The 21,883-nt window shown below is 41.1% G+C and carries 23 protein-coding genes; 7 read left to right on the top strand and 16 right to left on the bottom strand.

Features of this window, described 5'->3' with window-relative positions; genetic code table 11:
* Window positions 1-1,100, bottom strand: a 1,100-nt coding sequence (locus BKK52_RS00360; RefSeq protein WP_077477457.1) for an NCS2 family permease, incomplete at its 3' end; no start/stop codon positions are given.
* Window positions 1,101-1,116: 16 nt separating this feature from the next.
* Window positions 1,117-2,067 carry an oxidoreductase gene (locus tag BKK52_RS00355; RefSeq protein WP_077477456.1) on the bottom strand — a complete coding sequence of 317 codons (951 nt, stop codon included), beginning with the start codon at window positions 2,065-2,067 and terminating at the stop codon, window positions 1,117-1,119.
* A gap of 57 nt (window positions 2,068-2,124) precedes the next feature.
* Here BKK52_RS00355 and ybaK point away from each other — a divergent pair, with 57 nt between their 5' ends.
* The gene (gene ybaK, locus BKK52_RS00350) at window positions 2,125-2,610 is read left to right on the top strand and encodes a Cys-tRNA(Pro) deacylase (RefSeq protein WP_077477455.1); all 486 of its coding nucleotides are present in this window, start codon (window positions 2,125-2,127) and stop codon (window positions 2,608-2,610) included.
* 47 nt (window positions 2,611-2,657) lie between these two features.
* Here the strand turns inward: ybaK and BKK52_RS00345 are convergent, their stop codons facing one another.
* The 6 genes from BKK52_RS00345 to BKK52_RS00320 form a co-directional block, all read right to left on the bottom strand.
* Window positions 2,658-3,359, bottom strand: coding sequence for a LutC/YkgG family protein (locus tag BKK52_RS00345; RefSeq protein ID WP_077477454.1), 702 nt, complete (start codon window positions 3,357-3,359; stop codon window positions 2,658-2,660).
* A gap of 5 nt (window positions 3,360-3,364) precedes the next feature.
* Window positions 3,365-4,771, bottom strand: a complete 1,407-nt coding sequence (locus BKK52_RS00340; RefSeq protein ID WP_077477453.1) for a LutB/LldF family L-lactate oxidation iron-sulfur protein — start codon at window positions 4,769-4,771, stop codon at window positions 3,365-3,367.
* A gap of 1 nt (window position 4,772) precedes the next feature.
* A complete protein-coding gene (locus tag BKK52_RS00335; protein ID WP_077477452.1) occupies window positions 4,773-5,504 on the bottom strand; it encodes a (Fe-S)-binding protein in 732 nt (243 codons plus the stop codon).
* Window positions 5,505-5,602: 98 nt separating this feature from the next.
* The gene (locus tag BKK52_RS00330; RefSeq protein WP_077477451.1) at window positions 5,603-7,198 is read right to left on the bottom strand and encodes a lactate permease LctP family transporter; all 1,596 of its coding nucleotides are present in this window, start codon (window positions 7,196-7,198) and stop codon (window positions 5,603-5,605) included.
* A gap of 188 nt (window positions 7,199-7,386) precedes the next feature.
* Window positions 7,387-7,920 (bottom strand): 3-hydroxyacyl-[acyl-carrier-protein] dehydratase FabA, encoded by a 534-nt coding sequence (fabA, locus tag BKK52_RS00325; protein ID WP_077421345.1) that lies wholly within the window; start codon window positions 7,918-7,920, stop codon window positions 7,387-7,389.
* Window positions 7,921-8,090: 170 nt separating this feature from the next.
* Complete coding sequence (locus BKK52_RS00320) at window positions 8,091-9,857, bottom strand: AAA family ATPase (protein ID WP_077421344.1); 1,767 nt, start codon at window positions 9,855-9,857, stop codon at window positions 8,091-8,093.
* 127 nt (window positions 9,858-9,984) lie between these two features.
* Between BKK52_RS00320 and matP the strand changes: the two genes are divergently transcribed.
* Window positions 9,985-10,431 (top strand): macrodomain Ter protein MatP, encoded by a 447-nt coding sequence (matP, locus tag BKK52_RS00315; RefSeq protein ID WP_077421343.1) that lies wholly within the window; start codon window positions 9,985-9,987, stop codon window positions 10,429-10,431.
* An 80-nt stretch (window positions 10,432-10,511) separates the two neighbouring features.
* On the opposite strand, the gene cspD is transcribed toward matP, so the two are convergent.
* The 5 genes from cspD to BKK52_RS00290 all read right to left on the bottom strand — a co-directional run bounded on the left by cspD (window position 10,512) and on the right by BKK52_RS00290 (window position 12,401).
* Window positions 10,512-10,721 (bottom strand): cold shock domain-containing protein CspD, encoded by a 210-nt coding sequence (gene cspD, locus BKK52_RS00310; RefSeq protein WP_077421342.1) that lies wholly within the window; start codon window positions 10,719-10,721, stop codon window positions 10,512-10,514.
* Between the two features lie 135 nt (window positions 10,722-10,856).
* Window positions 10,857-11,018: a YoaH family protein gene (locus BKK52_RS00305; RefSeq protein WP_077421341.1), complete on the bottom strand. Its 162-nt coding sequence runs from the start codon at window positions 11,016-11,018 to the stop codon at window positions 10,857-10,859.
* The gene (truC, locus tag BKK52_RS00300; protein WP_077473834.1) at window positions 11,011-11,733 is read right to left on the bottom strand and encodes a tRNA pseudouridine(65) synthase TruC; all 723 of its coding nucleotides are present in this window, start codon (window positions 11,731-11,733) and stop codon (window positions 11,011-11,013) included. The genes BKK52_RS00305 and truC overlap by 8 nt, the downstream gene beginning before the upstream one ends.
* The gene (locus BKK52_RS00295) at window positions 11,733-12,047 is read right to left on the bottom strand and encodes a YqcC family protein (protein WP_077421339.1); all 315 of its coding nucleotides are present in this window, start codon (window positions 12,045-12,047) and stop codon (window positions 11,733-11,735) included. The genes truC and BKK52_RS00295 overlap by 1 nt, the downstream gene beginning before the upstream one ends.
* An 84-nt stretch (window positions 12,048-12,131) precedes the next feature.
* Window positions 12,132-12,401, bottom strand: coding sequence for an acylphosphatase (locus BKK52_RS00290; RefSeq protein WP_077421338.1), 270 nt, complete (start codon window positions 12,399-12,401; stop codon window positions 12,132-12,134).
* 233 nt (window positions 12,402-12,634) lie between these two features.
* Between BKK52_RS00290 and BKK52_RS00285 the strand changes: the two genes are divergently transcribed.
* Both BKK52_RS00285 and yccS read left to right on the top strand, forming a co-directional pair.
* Entirely contained in the window at window positions 12,635-13,312 is a 678-nt protein-coding gene (locus BKK52_RS00285; protein ID WP_077421337.1) for a curli polymerization inhibitor CsgI-related protein, read from the top strand.
* Between the two features lie 64 nt (window positions 13,313-13,376).
* Window positions 13,377-15,518, top strand: coding sequence for a YccS family putative transporter (gene yccS / locus BKK52_RS00280; RefSeq protein WP_077477450.1), 2,142 nt, complete (start codon window positions 13,377-13,379; stop codon window positions 15,516-15,518).
* A 79-nt stretch (window positions 15,519-15,597) separates the two neighbouring features.
* Here the strand turns inward: yccS and folC are convergent, their stop codons facing one another.
* The 3 genes from folC to truA all read right to left on the bottom strand — a co-directional run bounded on the left by folC (window position 15,598) and on the right by truA (window position 18,672).
* Window positions 15,598-16,902 carry a bifunctional tetrahydrofolate synthase/dihydrofolate synthase gene (folC, locus tag BKK52_RS00275; protein ID WP_077477458.1) on the bottom strand — a complete coding sequence of 435 codons (1,305 nt, stop codon included), beginning with the start codon at window positions 16,900-16,902 and terminating at the stop codon, window positions 15,598-15,600.
* A gap of 1 nt (window position 16,903) precedes the next feature.
* Window positions 16,904-17,794 carry an acetyl-CoA carboxylase, carboxyltransferase subunit beta gene (accD, locus tag BKK52_RS00270; protein ID WP_077421334.1) on the bottom strand — a complete coding sequence of 297 codons (891 nt, stop codon included), beginning with the start codon at window positions 17,792-17,794 and terminating at the stop codon, window positions 16,904-16,906.
* An 83-nt stretch (window positions 17,795-17,877) separates the two neighbouring features.
* Window positions 17,878-18,672 carry a tRNA pseudouridine(38-40) synthase TruA gene (gene truA / locus BKK52_RS00265; protein WP_077477449.1) on the bottom strand — a complete coding sequence of 265 codons (795 nt, stop codon included), beginning with the start codon at window positions 18,670-18,672 and terminating at the stop codon, window positions 17,878-17,880.
* 200 nt (window positions 18,673-18,872) lie between these two features.
* Between truA and rsxA the strand changes: the two genes are divergently transcribed.
* The 3 genes from rsxA to rsxC form a co-directional block, all read left to right on the top strand.
* Entirely contained in the window at window positions 18,873-19,451 is a 579-nt protein-coding gene (gene rsxA / locus BKK52_RS00260; protein ID WP_077477448.1) for an electron transport complex subunit RsxA, read from the top strand.
* Between the two features lie 96 nt (window positions 19,452-19,547).
* On the top strand, window positions 19,548-20,129 hold the full coding sequence (gene rsxB, locus BKK52_RS00255; protein ID WP_077477447.1) for an electron transport complex subunit RsxB: 582 nt from the start codon (window positions 19,548-19,550) through the stop codon (window positions 20,127-20,129).
* The coding region (gene rsxC / locus BKK52_RS00250; protein WP_077477446.1) for an electron transport complex subunit RsxC at window positions 20,130-21,883 on the top strand (1,754 nt) is incomplete at its 3' end. It lies immediately after the preceding gene.

Below are 21,883 nucleotides of genomic sequence, written 5' to 3'. Positions count from 1 at the left end.
TCCCATGACACACGAATGAGGCTGGATGCCATTAAAATCCCCACATAAACCAATGCACCGGCCGTGGCATAAGTTGGCACGACAGCGGTGAGCGGCGAGAAGAAAATCGTCAGTAAAAATAGCCCCCCCACGGTCACCGCCGTTAAACCGGTGCGCCCGCCCACGGAAACGCCTGCCCCACTTTCGATATAAGTACTGATGGCTGAAGTACCGATATAGGAACCGCCCACGGCACTCATACTGTCCACCAGTAAGGCTTGTTTCATTTTTGGAAAGCGACCTTGTTCGTCACTAATGCCGGCTTTATCGGTGACGCCTAATAAAGTACCGGAAGAGTCGAATAAATTGACTAATAAAAATGAAAAAATAATGCCAAGCAATGCGGTATCTAACGCACCGGCAATATCCACTTTACCCACCACTGTATCTAATGCCGGGGGCAGAGAAATAATGCCGTTGAACATCACATTGTCATCTAACCAAAGGGCAAGCCCGGTGACCACAGCAATAGAAATCAATACCCCTGAAAAAATGTTGCGGGCAGCCAATACCACAATAATAAAGAAGCCCAATATACCCAGTAGCACTTTAGAATCGTGTAAATCCCCCAGCGCCACTAATGTGGCAGGGTTGGCGACCACCAATCCCATATTTTTAAAACCAATTAATGCGATAAAAAAACCAATTCCCGCACCAATTCCCACACGAATACTCAAGGGGATCGACGCCATTAGCCAATAACGCACTTGCAACAGGGTAAGCACCAATAATCCAACCGATCCCCAGAAAATCGTCCCCATACCAATTTCCCATGAATAGCCTAATTTGCCTACAACCACATAAGCAAAAAAAGCATTCAGCCCCATTGCCGGTGCAAGGGCGATAGGTAAATTACTGAATAACCCCATCGCCATTGTCCCTATACCGGCAATTAAACAGGTCGTCACAAACACCACTTGTTTGTCCATACCGGCATCGCCTAATATGGATGGGTTGACAAAGACAATATAAACCATGGTAAAAAAGGTGGTGATCCCGGCGATAATTTCGGTTTTCGGGTTCGACCCTTTTTCACGCAATTTGAAAAGTCGTTCTAACATAGTTGTTCCTTAAAAATTAATAACCTTGATGATAAATGGCTTCTAATAACTTCACTGAAAGGCAGGCGAGATGAAAACGTTGATCATCGCCTACCGTCCAAAATTCAATCCCATTTTCCACCCCATTGACTTGGCTGATATGCAGTTTCACCTGGGAAATCTCACTCTCAATTTCACCACTCATCACCGGTGTAATCAGGTTATCATGATACTCTACCAGCTCACTTTCTTGCGCTTGGAAATCGAGCGCATAATCTGAAAGTAGGCTGACTTTTTGTGCCATACCATAAAACACCGGGACTTGAACAGCATGAAATACAACGCTGTCGATTTGGGGAAAAATCTTTTGAAATTGCTGTGATAATGATGAGCTATTGTGTGGATACACATCAAAGGCTAAACGGGTTTCCTTATCTTCTAAGGGAATACCATTAAGTAATCGGGCGGTTTGCCCTGCAAGTTTTGTTACCGTTTCTACGTTTTGATAAGAAGCCGGGAGTAAGGTGGTGGCAAAAATGCCTGTAAGCGAGGCGGTTTGTAATAAAGGGTAAACCGCTAAAGCCAATTGGCTGACTTGAGGGTCCGGTAAACTCACAATACGACGTTGTCTTAATTCAACAAGATCCGCCTCATTAATCGTTGGCACAACCACCGGTACATCAGAAAGTGTACTGCAAATGCCTTTCATATCAATAACAATACACCCCTGTTCTGCGGCATCTGCGATATAGGCGGCCTGTTCTACCGAGCCTGCAAAAAAGAGATAATCCACCTCACGCCAATCCATTTCCTCTGGGGAATATTGTGCAACCGCTTTATTTTTAAAACGAATTCCTTCTTCTTCAAAAGGATAAATTTCAACAATGTTGAGTTGTTCTATATTGAGATCACTGTCTTCTAAGGCAAAAGCAACACGTTCACACAATTCAAATTCTGCCGCAATGGCAATATTTAGGCTTGCATCCATTTTTTTCTCCGCTATAGAATAAGCCTTTCATTCTACAAAAAAAGGGCCAGAAATAAAATGACACCGGCAATTGATTTACTTAAAAAACAAAAAATTCCTTTTATACTTCATACTTATGATCACAATCCCAACAACACACATTTCGGTGATGAAGCCGCGGAAAAACTAGGGATTTCGCCTCATCGTTCTTTCAAAACGTTACTGGTGGCTGAAAACGGAGATCAAAAGAAACTGGCCTGTTTTGTTTTACCCACAGCCAATATGCTAAATCTCAAAAAAGCCGCCAAAGCCATTGGGGCGAAAAAAGTGGAAATGGCAGATAAAGATTTTGCGCAAAAAAGCACGGGCTATTTAGTAGGCGGAATTAGCCCCCTTGGACAAAAGAAACAGCTAAAAACAGTCATTAATTCAACCGCACTTACTTTTGAAACCATTTATGTTTCGGGTGGAAAACGAGGATTGAGTGTGGAACTGGCAGCAAAGGATTTAGCGAAATTGTTAGACGCTGAATTTTTGGATATTGTGGATGAACCTAGTGTTTAATTTTCAATGGTAAAAAAGCTTACCCGAAGGTAAGCTTTTCTAAGGAATTATAGATCGTCAATCACTAAATAAATTTTAGACACCGGGCCATGCACCCCCACCACTTTGATTAATTCAATATCTGCGGTAGCACTAGGACCTGAAATGATATTGACACAAGACGGCATTCTCTCTCCTTGTTTCGACTTATCATCCAAAATTTTTGCTAATTGTGCGACCCTCGGTAATACACAACTTTTACGAACCACCACAATGGATTTTTCCGGTAATAAACTCACGGAACGGCCAAATTGTTTGTCTGAAAATAATACGATACCGCCGGATTCTGCAAGACCATATTCACCATAAACAATACCAATATTCGCTTTTTCAGCATACTGGATATTGCTCTCACCTTTGGTTTCATCCCAAATATAGTGATCGTATTTGCCTTCAATCGCAGAAATCACCCCAAGCTCTGCAAGGCGGGGATCATTATTTAAAATAATTTGACCGCCACCATATTTTTCACAAATTTCAACAATCGCTTGTTCAATTGCACTTTCTTGTGCCACCACCACATCGGCCATCATCACTTTCGCAAAGTTGATAAACTCATTGCATAATTGCTCTTGGGTGAGTTCGGTTAAACGTGTCATCGGATAATTATTTACCAACTCCGGCATAGGTTTAGGTGAAGTTTGCCAAGTTGATTTCCCCATCCGTTTCGCTAATTTCGTTAAAAATTGTTCACGATTTTGTAAATCCATCTTGCTTATCCTCTATTTTTAAACCATTCACGGAAGCTTTGACCTTCCGGGGTTGGTAAATCCCGTGCTTTTGTCCATTCGCCCAACGCCCCGATTTGTAGCGGCGCTTTGCCATTTTTAATGAGTTTTCCAGCCATTTTTGCCCCCATATTGACCCCCACTTTCCACACCGCAGGATGCGCATTAGCAAAGGTGAAACCAAAAATAGACAAACGTTCTGTAGCAGGCGTAATCCCCGTTTGTGCCATATGTTCACGATGTTTCAAAATAAGCTGTGCCAATGGAATTTTTACCGGACAGACTGAATTACAAGCCGTACATAACGAGCAAGCATAAGGCAATTCTTTAAATTCCTCATATCCCCCAAGTAGTGGCGAAATCACAGAACCGATAGGCCCCGGATAAATCGATCCATAACCATGCCCACCAATTTGGCGATATGCCGGACAAGTGTTTAAACAAGCACCACAGCGAATGCAGCGCAATACTTCTTTAAATTCACTCTCTAGGATTTCAGAACGTCCATTATCTACAATAACCAAATGGAATTCTTCCGGCCCATCTGTTTCTCCTGCTAATCGAGGGCCTGTCAACCAAGTATTATAAGCGGTCAATTTGGCACCCACAGCACTGCGAGCCAACATGGTAATCAGCACATCTACTTCTTTGAAAGTCGGTGCTAATCGCTCCATTCCCATCACCGCAATATGGGTTTTGGGTACGGTTGTCGCTAAACGTAAATTTCCCTCGTTAGTCACCAAACAAACAGAACCGGTTTCCGCTACGGCAAAATTACAACCACTAATACCAATATCCGCCTCTAAGAAATCTTTACGGATCACCTGACGAATAAACGCCGTCATTTCTTCCGGTGTTTCAGAACCGTTGTAGCCTAATTGTTCATGTAATTCTTGACGGATCTTGTGACGATCTTTATGTATTGCCGGAACAACAATATGAGAGGGTTTGTCCCCTACAATTTGTAACAAATATTCGCCTAAATCCGTTTCAACGACTTTGATGCCTTCTTTCTCTAAAACTCCATTCAAACCGATTTCTTCTGTCACCATCGATTTTGATTTCACAATCTTTTTCGCTTGTTTTTCTAAGGCGATTTGACGAATATAAGCCGTGGCCTCTTCTGCGGTTTCTGCAAAATAAACTTTCCCGCCATTTTGTTGGACTTTTTCGCTTAATTGGTAGAGATAAGCATCTAAATTGGCTAAAACATGATTACGGATCTGTTTAGACAAATCACGCCATTCTTCCCAGTGGCCTAGCTCATCCACCATTTTTTGACGGTTCGCCCCAATCGTTTCTTGTGCTTTTACAACGGCTTTACGCATCACTTCATTGTGAATTTGATTATCTACACGCTTTTTAAACGCCAGATTACTGGTTTTTAATGACATACTACTTTCCCTCCTGCATCAACACTTCGGCAATATGCATGACTTTGATATTTTTCCCTTCTCTACTTAAACGACCGCCAATATTCAGTAAACAACTGACATCGGCACCGATAAGATAATCCGGTTCAACTTCTGCAATATGTTCAACTTTTTCCGTCACCATTTCGCCGGAAATTTCTGCCATTTTTACCGAGAATGTTCCCCCAAAACCACAGCACGTTTGTTGATTTTTAATCGGTAATAATTCCAAACCTTTTACCTTTTCGAGCAATGCCAAAGGTTCATTAACAATCCCTAATTTACGGAAAAGGCTGCAAGAAGGATGATAAACCGCCTTCCCCGGTAAACTTGCGCCGACATCGGTGATGCCTAAGACATTCACAATAAAATCGGTAAGATCATAAAAACGTTTTGCAACATTTTCAGCACGTTTTGCCCATTGTGGTTCACCACATTGTTCGAAATATTCTGCATAATGTTTAATCGCTGAAACACAAGATCCTGCCGGTGCGACAATGGGATAATCATTGACTTCAAAAGTTTCCACTAAATTTTTCATCCCCGGTAGGGCTTGTTTGGTATAACCACTGTTTAATGCTGGTTGTCCACAGCACCCTTGTTTTTCGAGAAAAATAACCTGACATCCTAATTTTTCCAGTAATAACACAGTGTTTTTCGCCACACCGGCTTTTACGACATCGGCAATACAGGTCACATAAAAATTAACATTCATAATCACTCCGTATAAAAAATACAAATAAAAACAAGCGGAATGTTTTCAAATTGATTCACAAACAAAACCGCTTGTTCTTTTAATCCCTATTAACTCGACTATACCGCATAGAATATCGGGATAATGAAAAGTGCCACTAAGGCAGCAATAATGCCATAAATGATCATTGGAACAACGGTTTTCTTAATGATCGTGCCTTCCTGTTTGTCAATATTCAATACTGAACTCACGGCAACAATATTATTAATGCACACCATATTTCCCATAGCGCCACCAACAGATTGTAATGCAAGAATTAAAGTGGCTGAAAGCCCGGTTAATTCTGCCGTAGAAAGTTGAACACTACCAAAAGTTAAGTTAGACACGGTATTGGAACCGGAGAAAAATGCCCCAACAGCACCGAGATAAGAGGCAAACAATGTCCAGTATTCCCCCGTTGCGTGAGCAAAACTTTGACCGATAATTTTAACCATTGAATTATCGCCCCCTACCAGCATTAAATTCACCATCACCAATGCACCGACTAAAGCAAAAAACGGATTCTTAGTTTGTTTAAAACTCGTCACAAAAATATCTTTTGTTTTTGACATTGATAAAGCAAACACCGGCACAGCAATTAATACGGTAACAACAAATGGAATGAACGCCGGCACATAAAGCAATTTATAACTGGCGTTAATTGATGTACCAAAAATATTTTTTAAACTAAAAATCAAGCCATAACTGACATCAAATAAACCAAGCGAACCGAGCTGCGCACTAAACCAAGAAGTCGCATCATTCATCATAGCTTTAAACGGTAATTGTTGAATTCGTGTCACAATTAAAATGGCGATAAGCATCCCGGTTGGAAATAATGCTTTGGCGACCTGAGCAAGAGAAACCGAAGAGCCTTCTAATGTATTCTCCACTTTAGCCAATCCAATTCCTTTATTTGCTACAATCACAGAGACAAATAAGCCAATTGCCCCACCAACCAAAGATGGAAATTCATAGTTCACTTGTGCCAATAACATATATGGGATCACGCAAGCAAACACACTAATATAAATAAAAATGAGGTTTTTGCGAATCTCAGTCCAACTGACAATTAAGCTTAATGCCATTAATGGAATAACCAATGCGGCAAAAGCGTGGATTAATGAGGTCATTGAACCGATTTCTAAAATCTGGGCTTCCGCCAATTGCAAAGGACCAAATCCAAACCAAGTAGGTGTTCCCACCGCTCCAAATGAAACCGGCACAGAGTTCATCACTAATGCCAACATCGCAACCCGTAACGGTGGAAAGCCTAACCCTACTAAGATCGGTGCTGCAATCGCTGCCGGTGTACCAAACCCGCTTGCACCTTCAATCATAAATGCAAATGCCCATCCGATAATCATAATTTGTGCCACCGGGTTAGGATTAATGTTGCCGAGCCATTTACGCAAAATATCTGTTGCACCGGATACTTCCGAGAAACGATTAAATAAAATTGCACCGAAAATAACGGTAATTGGTGTTTGAACTGCGACCAATGCAGAAGCAATATTCGCACTCACAATGCTAATATCCGTGCCAAAAAAGATTAATTGAATAATGAGAACGACAACCGCAATCCAAGGTAACGCAAGATAAGAAGGCAAAGCGTTGCGCTTCACCATTAAATAGATAAGTAAAACAATAGGAAAAATACTTAAAAACAGAGCCATAAGCCCTCCTCTAACACAACAAATAATGCTTGCTGATTTTAGAGAAAAATATTTAACAAAAAAAGCAGAATGTTATATTTTTGTGACATAAATCATATTTTATGATTCATTTTCCTTTGTTAAATCTGGACTTGATGAAAATCTACTTACAACGAGTTATTAACATATAAGACACAATTTGGATGAAATTAAAAATTCGATGTATCTTGAAATAGTCCCACTTTGAGATCTGTTGCGGAATAGATCACCCGTCCATCTACTTCAACTTCACCGTCTGCCAAGCCCATAACCAATTTACGATTAATCACACGTTTCATATTAATACGGTAAATCACTTTCTTCGCCGTTGGCAAAATTTGACCGATAAATTTCACTTCCCCCACTCCTAATGCGCGTCCCTTACCTTTGCCGCCAATCCAACCAAGGAAAAAACCGACAAGTTGCCACATTGCATCTAAACCTAAGCAACCCGGCATAACAGGATCACCGATAAAATGGCAAGCAAAGAAAGGCAAATTTGGGTGAATATCTAATTCAGCCTCAATATAGCCTTTATCAAAAGCACCGCCATTTTCTGTCATTTTAACAATGCGATCCATCATCAGCATTGTTGGTGCAGGAAGCTGTGGCCCCTCTGCACCAAATAATTCGCCACGACCGGAGGCAAGTAAATCTTCGTAGGTATAGCTTTCTTTTTTATTTGGTGTACAAGTGTTTTGCATTTTTATTCCTTATGTATTATCAAAACCCAGCTCATCACTGATTTTAAGCATTCTAAAAGGAATAATAAAAACTGTAAACAATAAACACTTGTTCGCCGAACTTGTCCGATCAGTCTCCCGTAAATGAATTTAAATTATAAAAAAAGCGAACCCTTGTTCGCTCTTTATCGCTAAAATCGTAAGAAATCAAGAAAACCTTTCTTAACAGGTTCGGCTCGAATATCAATTCTTCGTTGAATTAAACGAGAAATCGGCGTTTTACTTTCTTCGTAAATTTTATCTTCTTCCAACAGATCCCGCTGAAAAATCAATTCACAAGCCTGATAAATATCTTCTACAGGGAAAATAAAAAACTCGCCATTTTTGACCGCACTTACTACTTCCTCAGAAAGACTCAATTGCTGAATGGTTGTAGCCGGAATGATAACGCCTTGTTTACCGGTTAAACCACGGCGTTGGCAAATAGTGAAAAAACCTTCAATTTTATCATTTACCCCACCAACTGCGTGAATCAATCCAAATTGGTCAATCGAACCCGTCATAGCGATATATTGTGGTAAAGGTAAATCTGCCAAGGCACTCACAAGCACACAGAAAATAGCAAGGGATGCACTATCACCATCAATTTCACCATAAGATTGTTCAAACACTAAAGAAGCGGAAAAGGGTAACTGTGAAGGAAATTCCAAAATATTAGACAAACAAGCCTGTGCAATCATCATACCTTTGCTGTGAATATTGCCGGCAAGCTCATTTTTTCGCTCCACATCAATCACTTCCCCATCGCCAAATTGCACGATACAGCTGATTCGGGAAGGTTCGCCAAATGCCACCGGCGTACCGGGATATTCAATCACCGATAAACCATTAACCTGCCCGACAATTTCTCCATCTGTTTCCACATAAACTTGCTCGTTTAAAATATCGGCATAGGTTTGTTCTTTTAAAAAACCGTGTTGCGCAATTTGTTGTTGAAAAACAGCCTCAAAATCGACCGCACTTAAATCTGTTTTTTGCGCCAATATTGCCGCATTGAGCAGCATATTTTTTAAAGTTGCAGGCGAAGTCTTCACTAAAAAACGATTTTCGCTCTCTCTTACTAAAAGCTGATAAATTTTATTTACAGCAGAAAAATCCAACTCTAAGTTATTTTCTTTGGCTGTTTTTTGAACATAGCTTGCCCAATTTTTTTGCTCATTTACATCCACAACGGAAAGATAACTTTCAATTTCCGCATAATCGGCAAAGTCGTATAAATCCTCTTCTAGCTCACCCAATGTGGCAAGCTCGGCTCGATTACCGAGTATGATCACTTTCACGTTAAGCGGATAACTTGGAATTTCACAAGGTAAAGTTTTAAACGGATGGGCAGAAAACCAATCAAATTGCTGCGTTTGCAAAATATGTTTCAAACGTTGCCATAAATCAAATTGAGCAAGCAAGGTTGAAGCACTTAAAATCAACACGCCGCCGTTTGCACGATGAATTAACCCCGGTGTGAGCTGAATATCTTGCGAACCGGGATGCACTTTTACCTTTCCAAAAAGTTGGAATTGATCGCAATATAATGCACTCAACACTTCTCCCGATGTAGCAAAATTATCCTCTAAAGATTGGGCAGGTTCTACTTCAATATGCGGAAATGAAAAAGAATCCCCTTGCTCCACTACATAATTCACGCCAAAAACTGACCGCACTTTTGGCAAAGTTTGCTGCACAAACGCCATCAATAAAGCGGCGTAATCCGGTTTATCATCTGCTTTCAGTACCATTAGTGATCGGTTTTGATTGCGCAAAAATAAAGAAAGCGCGTTTCTTACATTCGGTTGCAATGCCCAAAAGTCAAGCATGGGTGAGATTTCAGTTTCAGTAGTGGTTAGTTGGGGTTGCAAAGCATCCCAAGAAAGAGATTGTTCTCGAAAAAAAGATGAACTCACGGATGTTTTCTCATTGGTAAAATTGGTTGCATTATCGCATATTTGTGAGCATAGTTAAAATCAGCTGGAAAATTTAAGGTAAAGGGCGTATATTACTTGGGTTACCACGTCACTAAACGGCATCACTATGAAATATCAAAAATTAGAAAATCAAGAAGCCAACTGGAAATGGCTTTATCTAATTCGTAAACACCGTGAAGGTGAAAATATTACCCGCTACGAAGAAAAAAGCCGGCAAGAATCGGTCGTTGACATACTCATTGAAAGCCAAAACTATCCGGAAAAAATTGAAGATTGGATCAAACAGCATCTTTCTTCAACATTGCCAGTTAAACTGGATCAAGCAATTCGTGCAAGACGAAAACGCTTTTTTAATGCTGAAAAACAATCTACGAAAAAGAAATCCATTGATTTGGAATATGCGGTTTGGCTGCGTCTGTCAAAATATTCACGGAAAATGAAGATGACGCTTTCAGAAACCATTAGCTATATGATTGATGAACGGGAAAGCAAAGCACTGTATGAAAGCCAAATGTCTGCAATGAAAAATAGTCTAAAGAATTTATTGAAATAAAAAAGACAGGGTGGTAAATCCTGTCTTTTGCATTAGACTAAATAGAGAAAATTTAAGAATACCTTCATGGGTATTCTTTATTATTCCACGACAGGAATAATTTTTGTGGCGTGAGATCCTTTATCACCATGAATCACTTCAAACTGCACTTTTTGTCCTGCTTTCAGTGAACGATATCCATCCATTTCAATCACAGAATAATGTGCAAAAATATCAGCATCCACGCCTTCTGCGGAAATAAAACCAAATCCTTTCGCATTATTGAACCACTTAACAACACCAATTTCCATAATAGACCTCTTTTAGGCTTCGCCTATACAATCATAAATCAAATAAGACTAATGCCTTATCACCTTTATTGGTGTGCAATATTTCAATATTTTGAGTTTCTATGCAACAAGCAATATTAAAAAATGCTATAGAGATCACAAAATATTGCTATTTTCCGGCGACTTTGCATATAATTCACGCAATTCTTTTGCCACAATTTGAATTGCCTCACCACTATTTACCCCTTGTGCCATAAGCGCTTGGATTTTTTCAACAGCCTTTTGTTGCTCTTCGTGTGTTAATTGAATATCAAACATTTTCTTCCCACCCTAATATTTTCATTAAATTTTCCCATTGTTCATCAAATGGCGCATTAATTGTAATTCGATGCTCTAAAACAGGATGTATAAAACTTAATTGTTTTGCATGTAATAATAAACGCTTACAACCGGTATTTTCCGTTAATGCCCGATTTTGATGTAAATCACCATATTGTGTATCCCCTAAAATCGGATGAAAAATATGTTTACAATGCCGGCGCAACTGATGTTTTCTTCCCGTATGGGGAATTAAACGCAGCAAAGAATAACGTGCAGTTAAATAGCGCCCTGCCGGATAAGGCATTTCTGCAGTTTTTAAAACAATATAATCGGTTAACGCCTCTTGCGGGGCTTTATCTTCTTGAACAAATTTATCCGCAATTTTGTCATACTGAACCTTTAACGGATAATCAATTCTTCCCTTTCCTTCCAGATAACCTCTCACTACAGCTAAATAAGATTTTTGTACTGCTTTTTGTTCAAATTGTTGACACATTAAATGAGCAATTTCACGGTCTAGTGCAAACAATAATACACCGGATGTTGGGCGATCTAGGCGATGAATAGGAAAAACATGGCAGCCGATTTGATTGCGTAATGTTTGCATGACAAATTGCGTTTCATGCCTATCCAACCAGCTGCGATGCACCAACATACCGGCAGGTTTATTCACTGCCACCAGCCATTTATCTTGATATAGAATATCGAGTATCATTGATTCTGTAATAATTCTTCTAATGCCACTAAAGATTTGAGCAACTGCTCAAGCGCATCAAATTCTTTCAACGCCTCTTCAATATAAGGTGAAATCGCAATTTGACTTGGTAGAGGGGAATGGCTGTCTAACAATGCCTGCATGCGTGGAATAAACACCCATTGCAACCATTCTTGTGGCTCCATCGTATCTAAATAAAAAGGCGATTGACTGAGAAATGCTTCCTCTGCCGGAGGCATCGCCTGCCATAAATCTAACTGTTGCAGGGTTTGCTTGAGTTCGTCAAGATGACGTTTAGTTTGATTACGCATAGTTTTCCTTACAAAAATTCAGAGGCAATAAACTGAGGGCATTTTACGCAAAATCAAGCATTTTCACCAAAAGTGCGGTCAGTTTTAACGACGAATTACTAAAAAAGTTTCCGTTTCAATATCCTGATGATCATTTACGCTAATCTGCATCACCTTGGCACTTCTTGGCCCCTTTCTTAGCCATTGTTCAAATAACTGTAATTGCGCTTTTGTGCCCTGTGCAATCACCTCTACAGAGCCATCATCACGATTTCTTACGCTCCCTTTTATCCCTAATTTTTCCGCCTCTTTCCAAGTGAAATAACGAAATCCTACGCCCTGTACACGGCCATAAATCAAAAATTGTTTTGCCATATCTCCCCTCTTTCATCCCATGGGTATGCCTTAGCCGCTCAGTGTTAAAGTCAAAATCTGTTATGCTTTCTTGCTAAATCCTCTCGCCAATTTAACACAAAAAAACAAAACCTTATGCCTTATAGAGAAGCAAAAATTTTTTCATTTTTAGCCGCACTTTACTATTTCCATTTGATAGAAATTAGCATAGCATAGGCAGGGTTCTTATTTCATTCATCAATAAAGGAGTAATTATGAAATTACAGGCTGCTGCATTAGGCATCATCTCAGCATTACTTGTCAGCACGGTAAGTTTGGCAGGGATGGTTTCCGGTTCATCAAATATTGATTTTTTGGCTATTGATGGACAAAAAGCAAGTAAATCCCTCTTAAAAGAAACCCGTTCATTCAATGTAAATGATACCAATACCCACCAAGTTGTAATTCGTGTGGGGGAAATTGTTGGCAACGGTTCCAGCCAATCATTATTTGAATCAAATCCTATCATTGTTACGTTCCAAGGTTCGCCTGAAGATGTGGTGATTTCAGCCCCTACACTTCGTACTAAAGCCGATGCCGAAAAATTCAAGGCTGAGCCCGTCATTACGGTCAAAACCACCTCGGGCCAAGAAATTCCCGCTAAAATTGATATACTAAAACAAGAAGGCTTATTCCCGTCAGCCAATGTGGTGAATGACTTAGCCGGTTATAACGCCTCCGGCTCCTCAGCAGCTGTGCCTGCCTTTGCTGCAGCCACCATGCCGGTAGCACCGATGATGGAGGTTGCCCCGGCAACAAATGGCAAAGCCACAAAAGGTCGTGTGGTTGTTCAAGGTGAAAATGTAGCAGAACAACAATTACAATACTGGTTCCAACAAGCGGACAAAGAAACCCAAACCCGTTTCTTAAACTGGGCAAAATCCCATAAATAATAACCGCACTTGATAACGAAAAGTGAGCAATAAGGCTCACTTTTCTCTTTTAGTAAGGATTCAAATGAATAACTGGTTAAATGCAAAAGTCATTGCTGCTATTCCAATATTTATCGCCGTCAACCTCGCCGCTTTCGGCGTTTGGCTTTTTGATATTTCCAGCCAATCAATGCCGTTAATTTTAGGGATTATCGCAGGCGGCTTAGTAGACCTCGACAATCGTTTAACCGGTCGTTTAAAAAATATTTTCTACACCTTAATTGCTTTTGCCATTTCCAGTTTTATTGTTCAGCTCAATATTGGAAAACCTTTTCAATACATCGCATTAATGACCGCTCTGACGTTCATTTTTACTATGATCGGGGCAGTAGGACAACGTTATAGCACCATTGCCTTTGGCTCCCTTGTTGTCGCCCTTTATACTACGCTCACTTACCACCCCAATGCTTCAGAAAGTGATTTTATCAATCCGCTGATGATTTTACTCGGCACGCTGCTTTATAGTTCTGTTACCCTCATCGTTCATCTTGTTTTCCCCAACCGTCCTGTGCAAGAAAATGTTGCAAAAGCCTTTTGTGCTTTAGGGGAATATTTAGATGCAAAATCTATGTTTTTCGATCCCGATGAAATAGAAGAAATTGAAAAAAAGCAGCTCAATTTTGCCTTAAAAAATGCCAATGTCGTCAACGCATTTAATCTTGTCCGCACCGCCTTGTTTTATCGAATTAGAGGGCAACATCGCCATCCTCGTACACAAAAAATGGTACGCTATTATTTTGCGGCACAAGAAATTCACGAACGGGCAAACTCTACCTATTTTGACTATCATCAAATCGCTGAAAAACTCAAAAATACCGATTTAATTTTCCGTATTCAGCGGCTGCTTGAATTACAAGCCCAAGCTTGCCAAGAAGTTGCCCAAAGTTTACGCCACAACAAACCTTATTATCATGATCAACGCCGAGAAAAGGCACTAAATGGCACCTTACAATCCTTTGAACTTTGTCATCACAAACAGTTAAATGATGAAAATCTTATCGTTGATATTCAAAGTTTGTTAGAGAATCTACAAAATATCAACCTGCAGCTCAATCAGTTAGAGCAAGAATCCAATACCAACGAGCCCCCGGCTCAAATTCATACGGCACAGGTAACCGGGTTGAAAAATATGCTTTCCACTATTGCCGGTCATTTCACCTTTGAATCGCAATTATTCCGCCATGCGGTGCGTTTATCCATTGTGGTTTTTCTCTGTTGTACTATCGTCGATTTTTTCCAATTTAACCTTGGCTATTGGATTCTCCTCACCGCTATTTTTGTGTGTCAACCCAATTATTCCGCCACCAAAGCACGCCTACGCCAACGTATTATTGGCACCATTTTAGGAGTCATTGTAGGCTCGCTACTTCCCTATTTAAATCCAACCCTTGAATTGAAACTGGGGCTTATTGTACTCACCTGTACCCTCTTTTTCTTCTTTCGTAGCAATAATTACAGCTTTTCTACCTTCTTTATTACACTCCAAGTTTTATTAAGTTTTGATGTGATGGGATTTAGTACTGAAGCTGCTCTGCTTCCTCGATTGCTTGATACCCTACTGGGGGCGGCGATTGCTTGGGTTGCCGTTTCCTATTTATGGCCGGATTGGAAATATTTGCAATTAGATAAAGTCAGCCGACTTGCCATTCAAAGTGATGCGCAATATTTATTGCACATTATCGGACAGCTCCAATTTGGCAAAACCGATGATTTAAAATATCGTATTGCCCGCCGTAATGCGCACGAATATGATGCAGCACTGAGCACCGTTATTTCAAATATGAGTAATGAACCGGTGAAATATCAAGCCTATTTGCAAGAAGGTTTTAATTTGCTCAAAATTAACTATTCTTTGCTCAGCTATATTTCCGCCCTTGGCTCATATCGGGATAAAATGCGTCAATTACAGCAAACCAAAAGCTTTTTATCCGGCTTCTACCCGGCTGCGAAAAAAATCATTTATACCCTTGAAAACATTGAAAAGCTTTCCCCGGAGATCTTTGCAAAATTGTATGAGAATATTGAAACAAGCTTAAAAAATACTGCCCAAACAGAAAGCTTATCGGCTGAAAACAAGGCGTTTATTCTGCCGTTTCAACAATTAAATCTCATTACACAATTACTGCCACAAATTTACGACTATTTCCAAAAATATCAGAAAAATTGACCGCACTTTTCTACGATACTTTTTATAATGTGCTTTCTAATGGAAACAAAAAAGGGAGAAATTTCTCCCTTTTTTACAATCAAATGATTTTTTCCCAAAACTCACCAACGGTATGAAATGAGCCGAAAATTAAAACAATGTCATTTTCTATTGCACTTTTTAATGCCGTTTCCACACCTGATATGACAGAATTTGCTGCGAAGGCATTAGCATCAGGGGAAAATGCGGTGAGTTTTGCCAATAAATCTTCACCGGATTGTCCCCGCTCGCCTTCTAAGGTAACACAATGCCATTCATCCACAAGGGGAATAAGATGAGTGAAAACACCTACAGCATCTTTATCTTTCAACATACCGCACACGGCGATAACCCGCCCCAGCCGTTGAGTTTTAAGTGCGGTTAATTTTTCAGCTAAATAAGCAGCAGCATGAGGGTTATGCCCCACATCAAGAATGACTGTTGGTAAATCATTAGGTGATTTATTAGATAACTTCGCCAAGTTTTCCCTTTTATCCGCATGAAGGGTTTGAAAACGCCCCACTAATTCCACATTTTGTAAAGCATAACGAATTGTTTCTTCACTAATGTTGAAAGGTAATTGTTCCACCACCGCTAATGCGGTAGCCGCATTCATTAGGGGAATTTGGCAAAACGGGAGATTTTCTAACCGCACTTTTTGGCTTTGCCATTGCCAACTTTCAGGCAAAGATTGAAATGACCAATCCACACCTCTGCGTGATACCTGACAACCTAAATGAGCCGCCTCATCTAACATCGAATTTGGCACATTAGGCTCACCAATCACCACCGGGGCATTTTTACGGAAAATCCCGGCTTTTTCAAAGGCAATCGCCTCTCTGGTATTGCCTAGAAAATCCGTGTGATCAATATCAATGCTGGTGATCACCGCCAAATGGCTATCTACAATATTTGTAGCATCTAATCGTCCACCCAGCCCCACTTCTAAAATCACCACATCTAAATTCGCTTGTTTAAATAAGTGCAAGGCAGAGAGCGTACTAAACTCAAAATAGGTAAGAGATGCCGTACGATTTTCTTCGATAAACGCAAAAGAAGCCGTGTGTGCTTCATCGGGTAAATCTTGGTTTTGAATTCGCACACGCTCGTTATAGCGTAATAAATGCGGTGATGAATAGACCCCGACACGCCATCCCTGAGCAAGCAAAAGGGTTTCTAATAAACGACAGGTCGTGCCCTTGCCATTCGTCCCGCCCACCGTGATCACATAAGGTGCGGGCTTTAGAAGATCCAGCTTTTCTGCCACGGATTTAATGCGTTCCAAGCCGAGATCAATGGCTTTAAAATGACTGTTTTCCAAATAAGAAAGCCACTCGGCGAGTGGCGAAGTGGCTTTTAAATTGATATTAGGCTTCATGTTCAATTAATTCAGGCTCGCTAAAAGGGGAAGGTTGATTCGTTAATTTGCTTAATACGCTTGCAAGCGTATGGCGCATATCCCCCCGTTTCACAATCATATCAATCGCCCCTTTTTCCAATAAAAATTCACTGCGTTGGAAACCTTCCGGTAATTTCTCACGAACCGTCTGCTCAATAACACGAGGGCCGGCAAAACCAATTAAGGCTTTTGGCTCGGCAATGTTCAGATCGCCCAACATTGCAAAACTTGCGGAAACACCACCCAAAGTCGGGTCTGTTAAAACAGAAATAAAAGGTACGCCTTTTTCACGCATTTTGGCAAGCACTGCACTGGTTTTTGCCATTTGCATAAGGGAAAATAACGCCTCTTGCATACGCGCCCCCCCGCTGGCAGAAAAGCAAACAAAAGGACAATTCAGTTCGATTGCTTTTTCAGCGGCTTTAACAAATTTTGCGCCAACAACCGATCCCATTGAGCCTCCCATAAAAGCAAAATTTGAGGCAGCCACCACAATCGGCATATTGTAAAGTGTCCCTGTCATGGTAATCAGTGCATCTTTTTCACCGGTTTCTTTTTGTGCCGCGGTGATACGATCTTTATATTTCTTTAAATCTTTGAATTTTAAAATATCTTTTGGTTCTAACTCCGCTGCAATTTCATGGCTTGAGCCTTCATCTAACAAACGTAAAAGACGCTCACGAGCATCAATACGCATATGATGATCACACTTCGGACAGACATAAAGATTGCGTTTTAACTCTTCGCTATAAAGCACCTGTTCACAGGAAGTACATTTTGTCCAAACCCCTTCCGGTACATTGGCTTTGCGTGTTGAAGGAGAAGGGCTTTTACTAAAAATTCGGTTAATCCAGCTCATTATTTTTACCTATTTATCCACTAGAAAATCTTGCGTATTAAACCATAATTTGCCCGCCCTTGCTAGTCAGACAACGCGAGCTTTTAAATCAGCCTGTCTTCAAGAAAAAGCGGGCCTAATTTATTTTCGGGAATGGCAAATTTTTCAGGATAAACCACCTTCACTAAATAAAGCCCATCCGGTTTGGCGGTGGGGGCAGCCAGTTTCCGATCTCGTTGTTCTAACAACCATTTCATCCATTCAATGGGCTGATGCCCTGCGCCAACCTCAATTAAACTCCCGACAATGTTTCTCACCATATGATGCACAAAGGCATTAGCCTGAATATCAACAATAATATATTCCCCTTTCTGCACAACATGAAGATGATGAACATTTCGCCAAGGTGTATTGGATTGACATTGTGCGGCACGGAAGGAAGAAAAATCATGTTCACCCAATAGAAATTGCCCTGCTTGGTGCATTTTTTCTGCGTTCAATGGCAAATGGCAATGGGTAATGCCCGCCGGTAAAATGGCTGAACGTAATTTATTAGAATAGAGAAGATAACGGTAGCGACGTGCTGTGGCAGAAAAACGTGCGTGAAATTCATCGTCCACTGCCTTTGCCCATTTCACCGCAATATCATCAGGCAAATTGGCATTGGTACCGAATGCCCAGGCTTTTTCAGGGCGAATAGCCTGGGTTTCAAAATGAACCACTTGCCCTGTTCCATGTACGCCGGAATCCGTTCGACCGGCACAAAATACTTCAATTTTTTCGTTCGCGACAAAAGATAACGCATTTTCCAGTGTTTCTTGCACACTACGCACCTTTTCTTGTCGCTGCCAACCAAAATAATGTTGCCCGTTATATTCAATACCTAAGGCAATTTTCATTTATTCCTCTCTAATTTAAAAACGGTAAAATTATGCGGATAGTATCAAATGGTTAAACAAAGTCATAGCGCACTTTTCCTATAAGCCCAAAAACGACACAAAAAACAACCGCACTTTTCCGCTATTCTACCCCAAATTTCTTATTGTTCTTCCCGCCATAAATAGGGATAATAGCGCCCTTATCGAAAAGGCAAATAACCATGACAGATTATATTTTATTGATTATCGGTACGGCATTGATTAACAACTTTGTGCTGGTGAAATTCCTCGGGCTATGCCCGTTTATGGGGGTATCAAAGAAAATTGAAACCGCCATCGGTATGGGGTTAGCCACCACCTTTGTGCTCACTGTGGCGTCCCTTTGCTCATACTTAGTGGATCATTATATTCTTCTGCCTTTAAATGCCACATTTTTACGCACGCTCATCTTTATTTTGGTGATTGCGGTTGTCGTGCAATTTACCGAAATGGCGATCAATAAAACCAGCCCCACCCTTTATCGTTTACTTGGAATTTTCTTGCCTTTAATTACGACAAACTGTGCGGTGCTTGGTGTCGCTTTACTCAATGTTAATCTTGCCCATAATTTAACAGAATCGGTCATTTATGGTTTTGGTGCAGCATTAGGCTTTGCCTTGGTTTTAGTGCTTTTTGCCGCATTGCGGGAGCGCTTGGTGGCAGCAGATGTGCCTATCGCATTTCGCGGTGCCTCCATTGCGTTGATAACAGCAGGGCTAATGTCGCTTGCCTTTATGGGCTTTGCCGGGCTTATCAAATAATACTGTTCATCCTATGATTTATCTTTTAATGGCGATCACTGTACTGATTTTATTTATCGGGCTCTATCAAAAATTTTCAGGAAAAAGAAAGAAATAATGACTACGCTACTTATCGTCATCAGCCTACTCGCCTTGATTTTTGGTGTGATTTTAGGCATCGCTTCCTTAAAATTAAAGGTGGAAGCCGATCCTGTCGTAGAAAAAATTGATGCCATATTGCCCCAAAGCCAATGCGGTCAGTGCGGTTATCCGGGCTGTAAACCCTATGCAGAAGCCATCTGTAACGGAGATAGCATCACCAAATGTATCCCCGGAGGTCAACCTACCGTGGTGAAAATTGCAGAAATTTTAGGGGTTGATGTCCCTACGATGGAGGGCGTTGAAGACCCCATAGAAATGGTGGCAATCATTGATGAAAATATGTGTATCGGTTGCACCAAATGTATCCAAGCCTGTCCGGTGGATGCCATTATTGGGACAAATAAAGCCATGCATACCGTTATTCCTGATCTTTGCACAGGTTGTGAACTTTGTATCGCCCCCTGCCCAACCGATTGTATTTCGATGATTCCGGTAAAAAAAGATCTTAACAGTTGGGATTGGAAATTTGATGCAAAATTAGTCATTCCGGTCATGAATGTGAACGGCAGCGAAAAAAAATGGGTTGTGGGGGAATAAATGGCGGACGTATTATCTCGTTTTAATTCCGGTAAGATTTGGGATTTCAAAGGGGGAATTCATCCACCTGAAATGAAAGATCAATCTAATCATCAACCGCTTCAATCGCTTCCTCTAAGTTCGGATTTTTATATTCCGCTCAAACAGCACGCCGGACTTGCCGGCAATTTATTAGTTAGCGTTGGCGATTATGTTTTAAAAGGTCAGCCCTTAACACAAGGTGACGGTCTACGCATTCTGCCGGTTCATGCGCCCACTTCCGGTACGATTAAAAGCATCACCCCTTATGTTGCAGCTCACCCCTCAGGATTGGATGAACCAACCATTCATTTACAAGCCGATGGACTGGATCAAGCTATTGAAGCCCAACCTATTGAAGATTTTCTGACACTCACTCCGGAGCAATTGATTGAAAAAATTTACCTTGCCGGGATCGCCGGTTTAGGGGGAGCTGTCTTCCCTACAGCGGCAAAAATTCAATCTGCCGAGAAAAAAGTGAAACTGCTCATCATTAATGGCGCAGAATGTGAACCCTATATCACCTGTGATGATCGCCTGATGCGAGAACGTGCCGATGAAATTATTGAAGGGGTGCGTATTTTACGTTATATCCTCCGCCCTGAAAAAGTGGTGATCGCCATTGAAGACAATAAACCTGAAGCGATCAACGCCATCAATAACGCACTGCATGGTGCTAATGACATTGAAGTGCGTGTTATTCCAACAAAATACCCCTCAGGTGCAGCCAAACAACTCATTTATTTGCTCACCGGTATGGAAGTCCCGAGTGGTGAACGCTCCTCCAGTATTGGTGTGTTAATGCACAACATCGGCACTGTATTTGCCATAAAAAGAGCGGTCATCAATGACGAGCCGTTAATTGAACGTGTGGTTACCCTAACGGGTAATAAAATCCAACAAAAAGGTAATTATTGGGTACGCCTTGGCACGCCTATTCATCACGCACTCCGTCACGCCGGTTATCAACTTGATGAACGTTTTCCTGTTTTTGCAGGTGGGCCAATGATGGGACTGGCATTGCCTAATCTCAATGCACCGGTTACCAAAATCGTCAATTGCCTACTTGCCCCGGATTATTTTGAATATGCCGAACCCGAAGCGGAGCAAGCCTGTATCCGTTGTTCCAGTTGTTCTGATGCCTGCCCGGTTAACCTTATGCCACAGCAACTTTATTGGTTTGCACGCAGTGAAGATCACAAGAAATCGGAAGAATATGCCTTAAAAGATTGCATTGAATGTGGCGTTTGTGCTTATGTTTGCCCAAGCCACATTCCACTTATTCAATATTTCCGACAAGAAAAAGCCAAAATTTGGCAATTGAAAGAAAAACAAAAGAAATCCGATGAAGCCAAAATTCGCTTTGAAGCCAAACAAGCCCGTATGGCACGGGAAGAACAAGAACGCAAAGCCCGTTCACAACGTGCTGCACAAGCACGCCGCGAAGAATTAGCCAAAACCCAAGGTGAAGATCCGGTGAAAGCGGCGCTTGAACGCTTGAAAGCGAAAAAAGCAGCCGCCGCCACAGAGCCGACACAAGTTAAAACCATCAACACGGAAAAAGGGGAAATTTTACCGGATAACACGGATATGATGGCATTGCGTAAAGCCCGCCGTTTAGCCCGTCAACAAAGGGAAGAAAGTGAAAATCAGACGATTGCGCAAGAAACCTCAGCATCAAAAACCGAAGAAAATTTAACCGCACTTGACCCGAAAAAAGCCGCCGTTGCCGCAGC

This window comes from Rodentibacter trehalosifermentans (assembly GCF_002000545.1).
Lineage (GTDB): Bacteria > Pseudomonadota > Gammaproteobacteria > Enterobacterales > Pasteurellaceae > Rodentibacter > Rodentibacter trehalosifermentans.
This window is presented reverse-complemented; position numbering and strand designations above follow the sequence as displayed.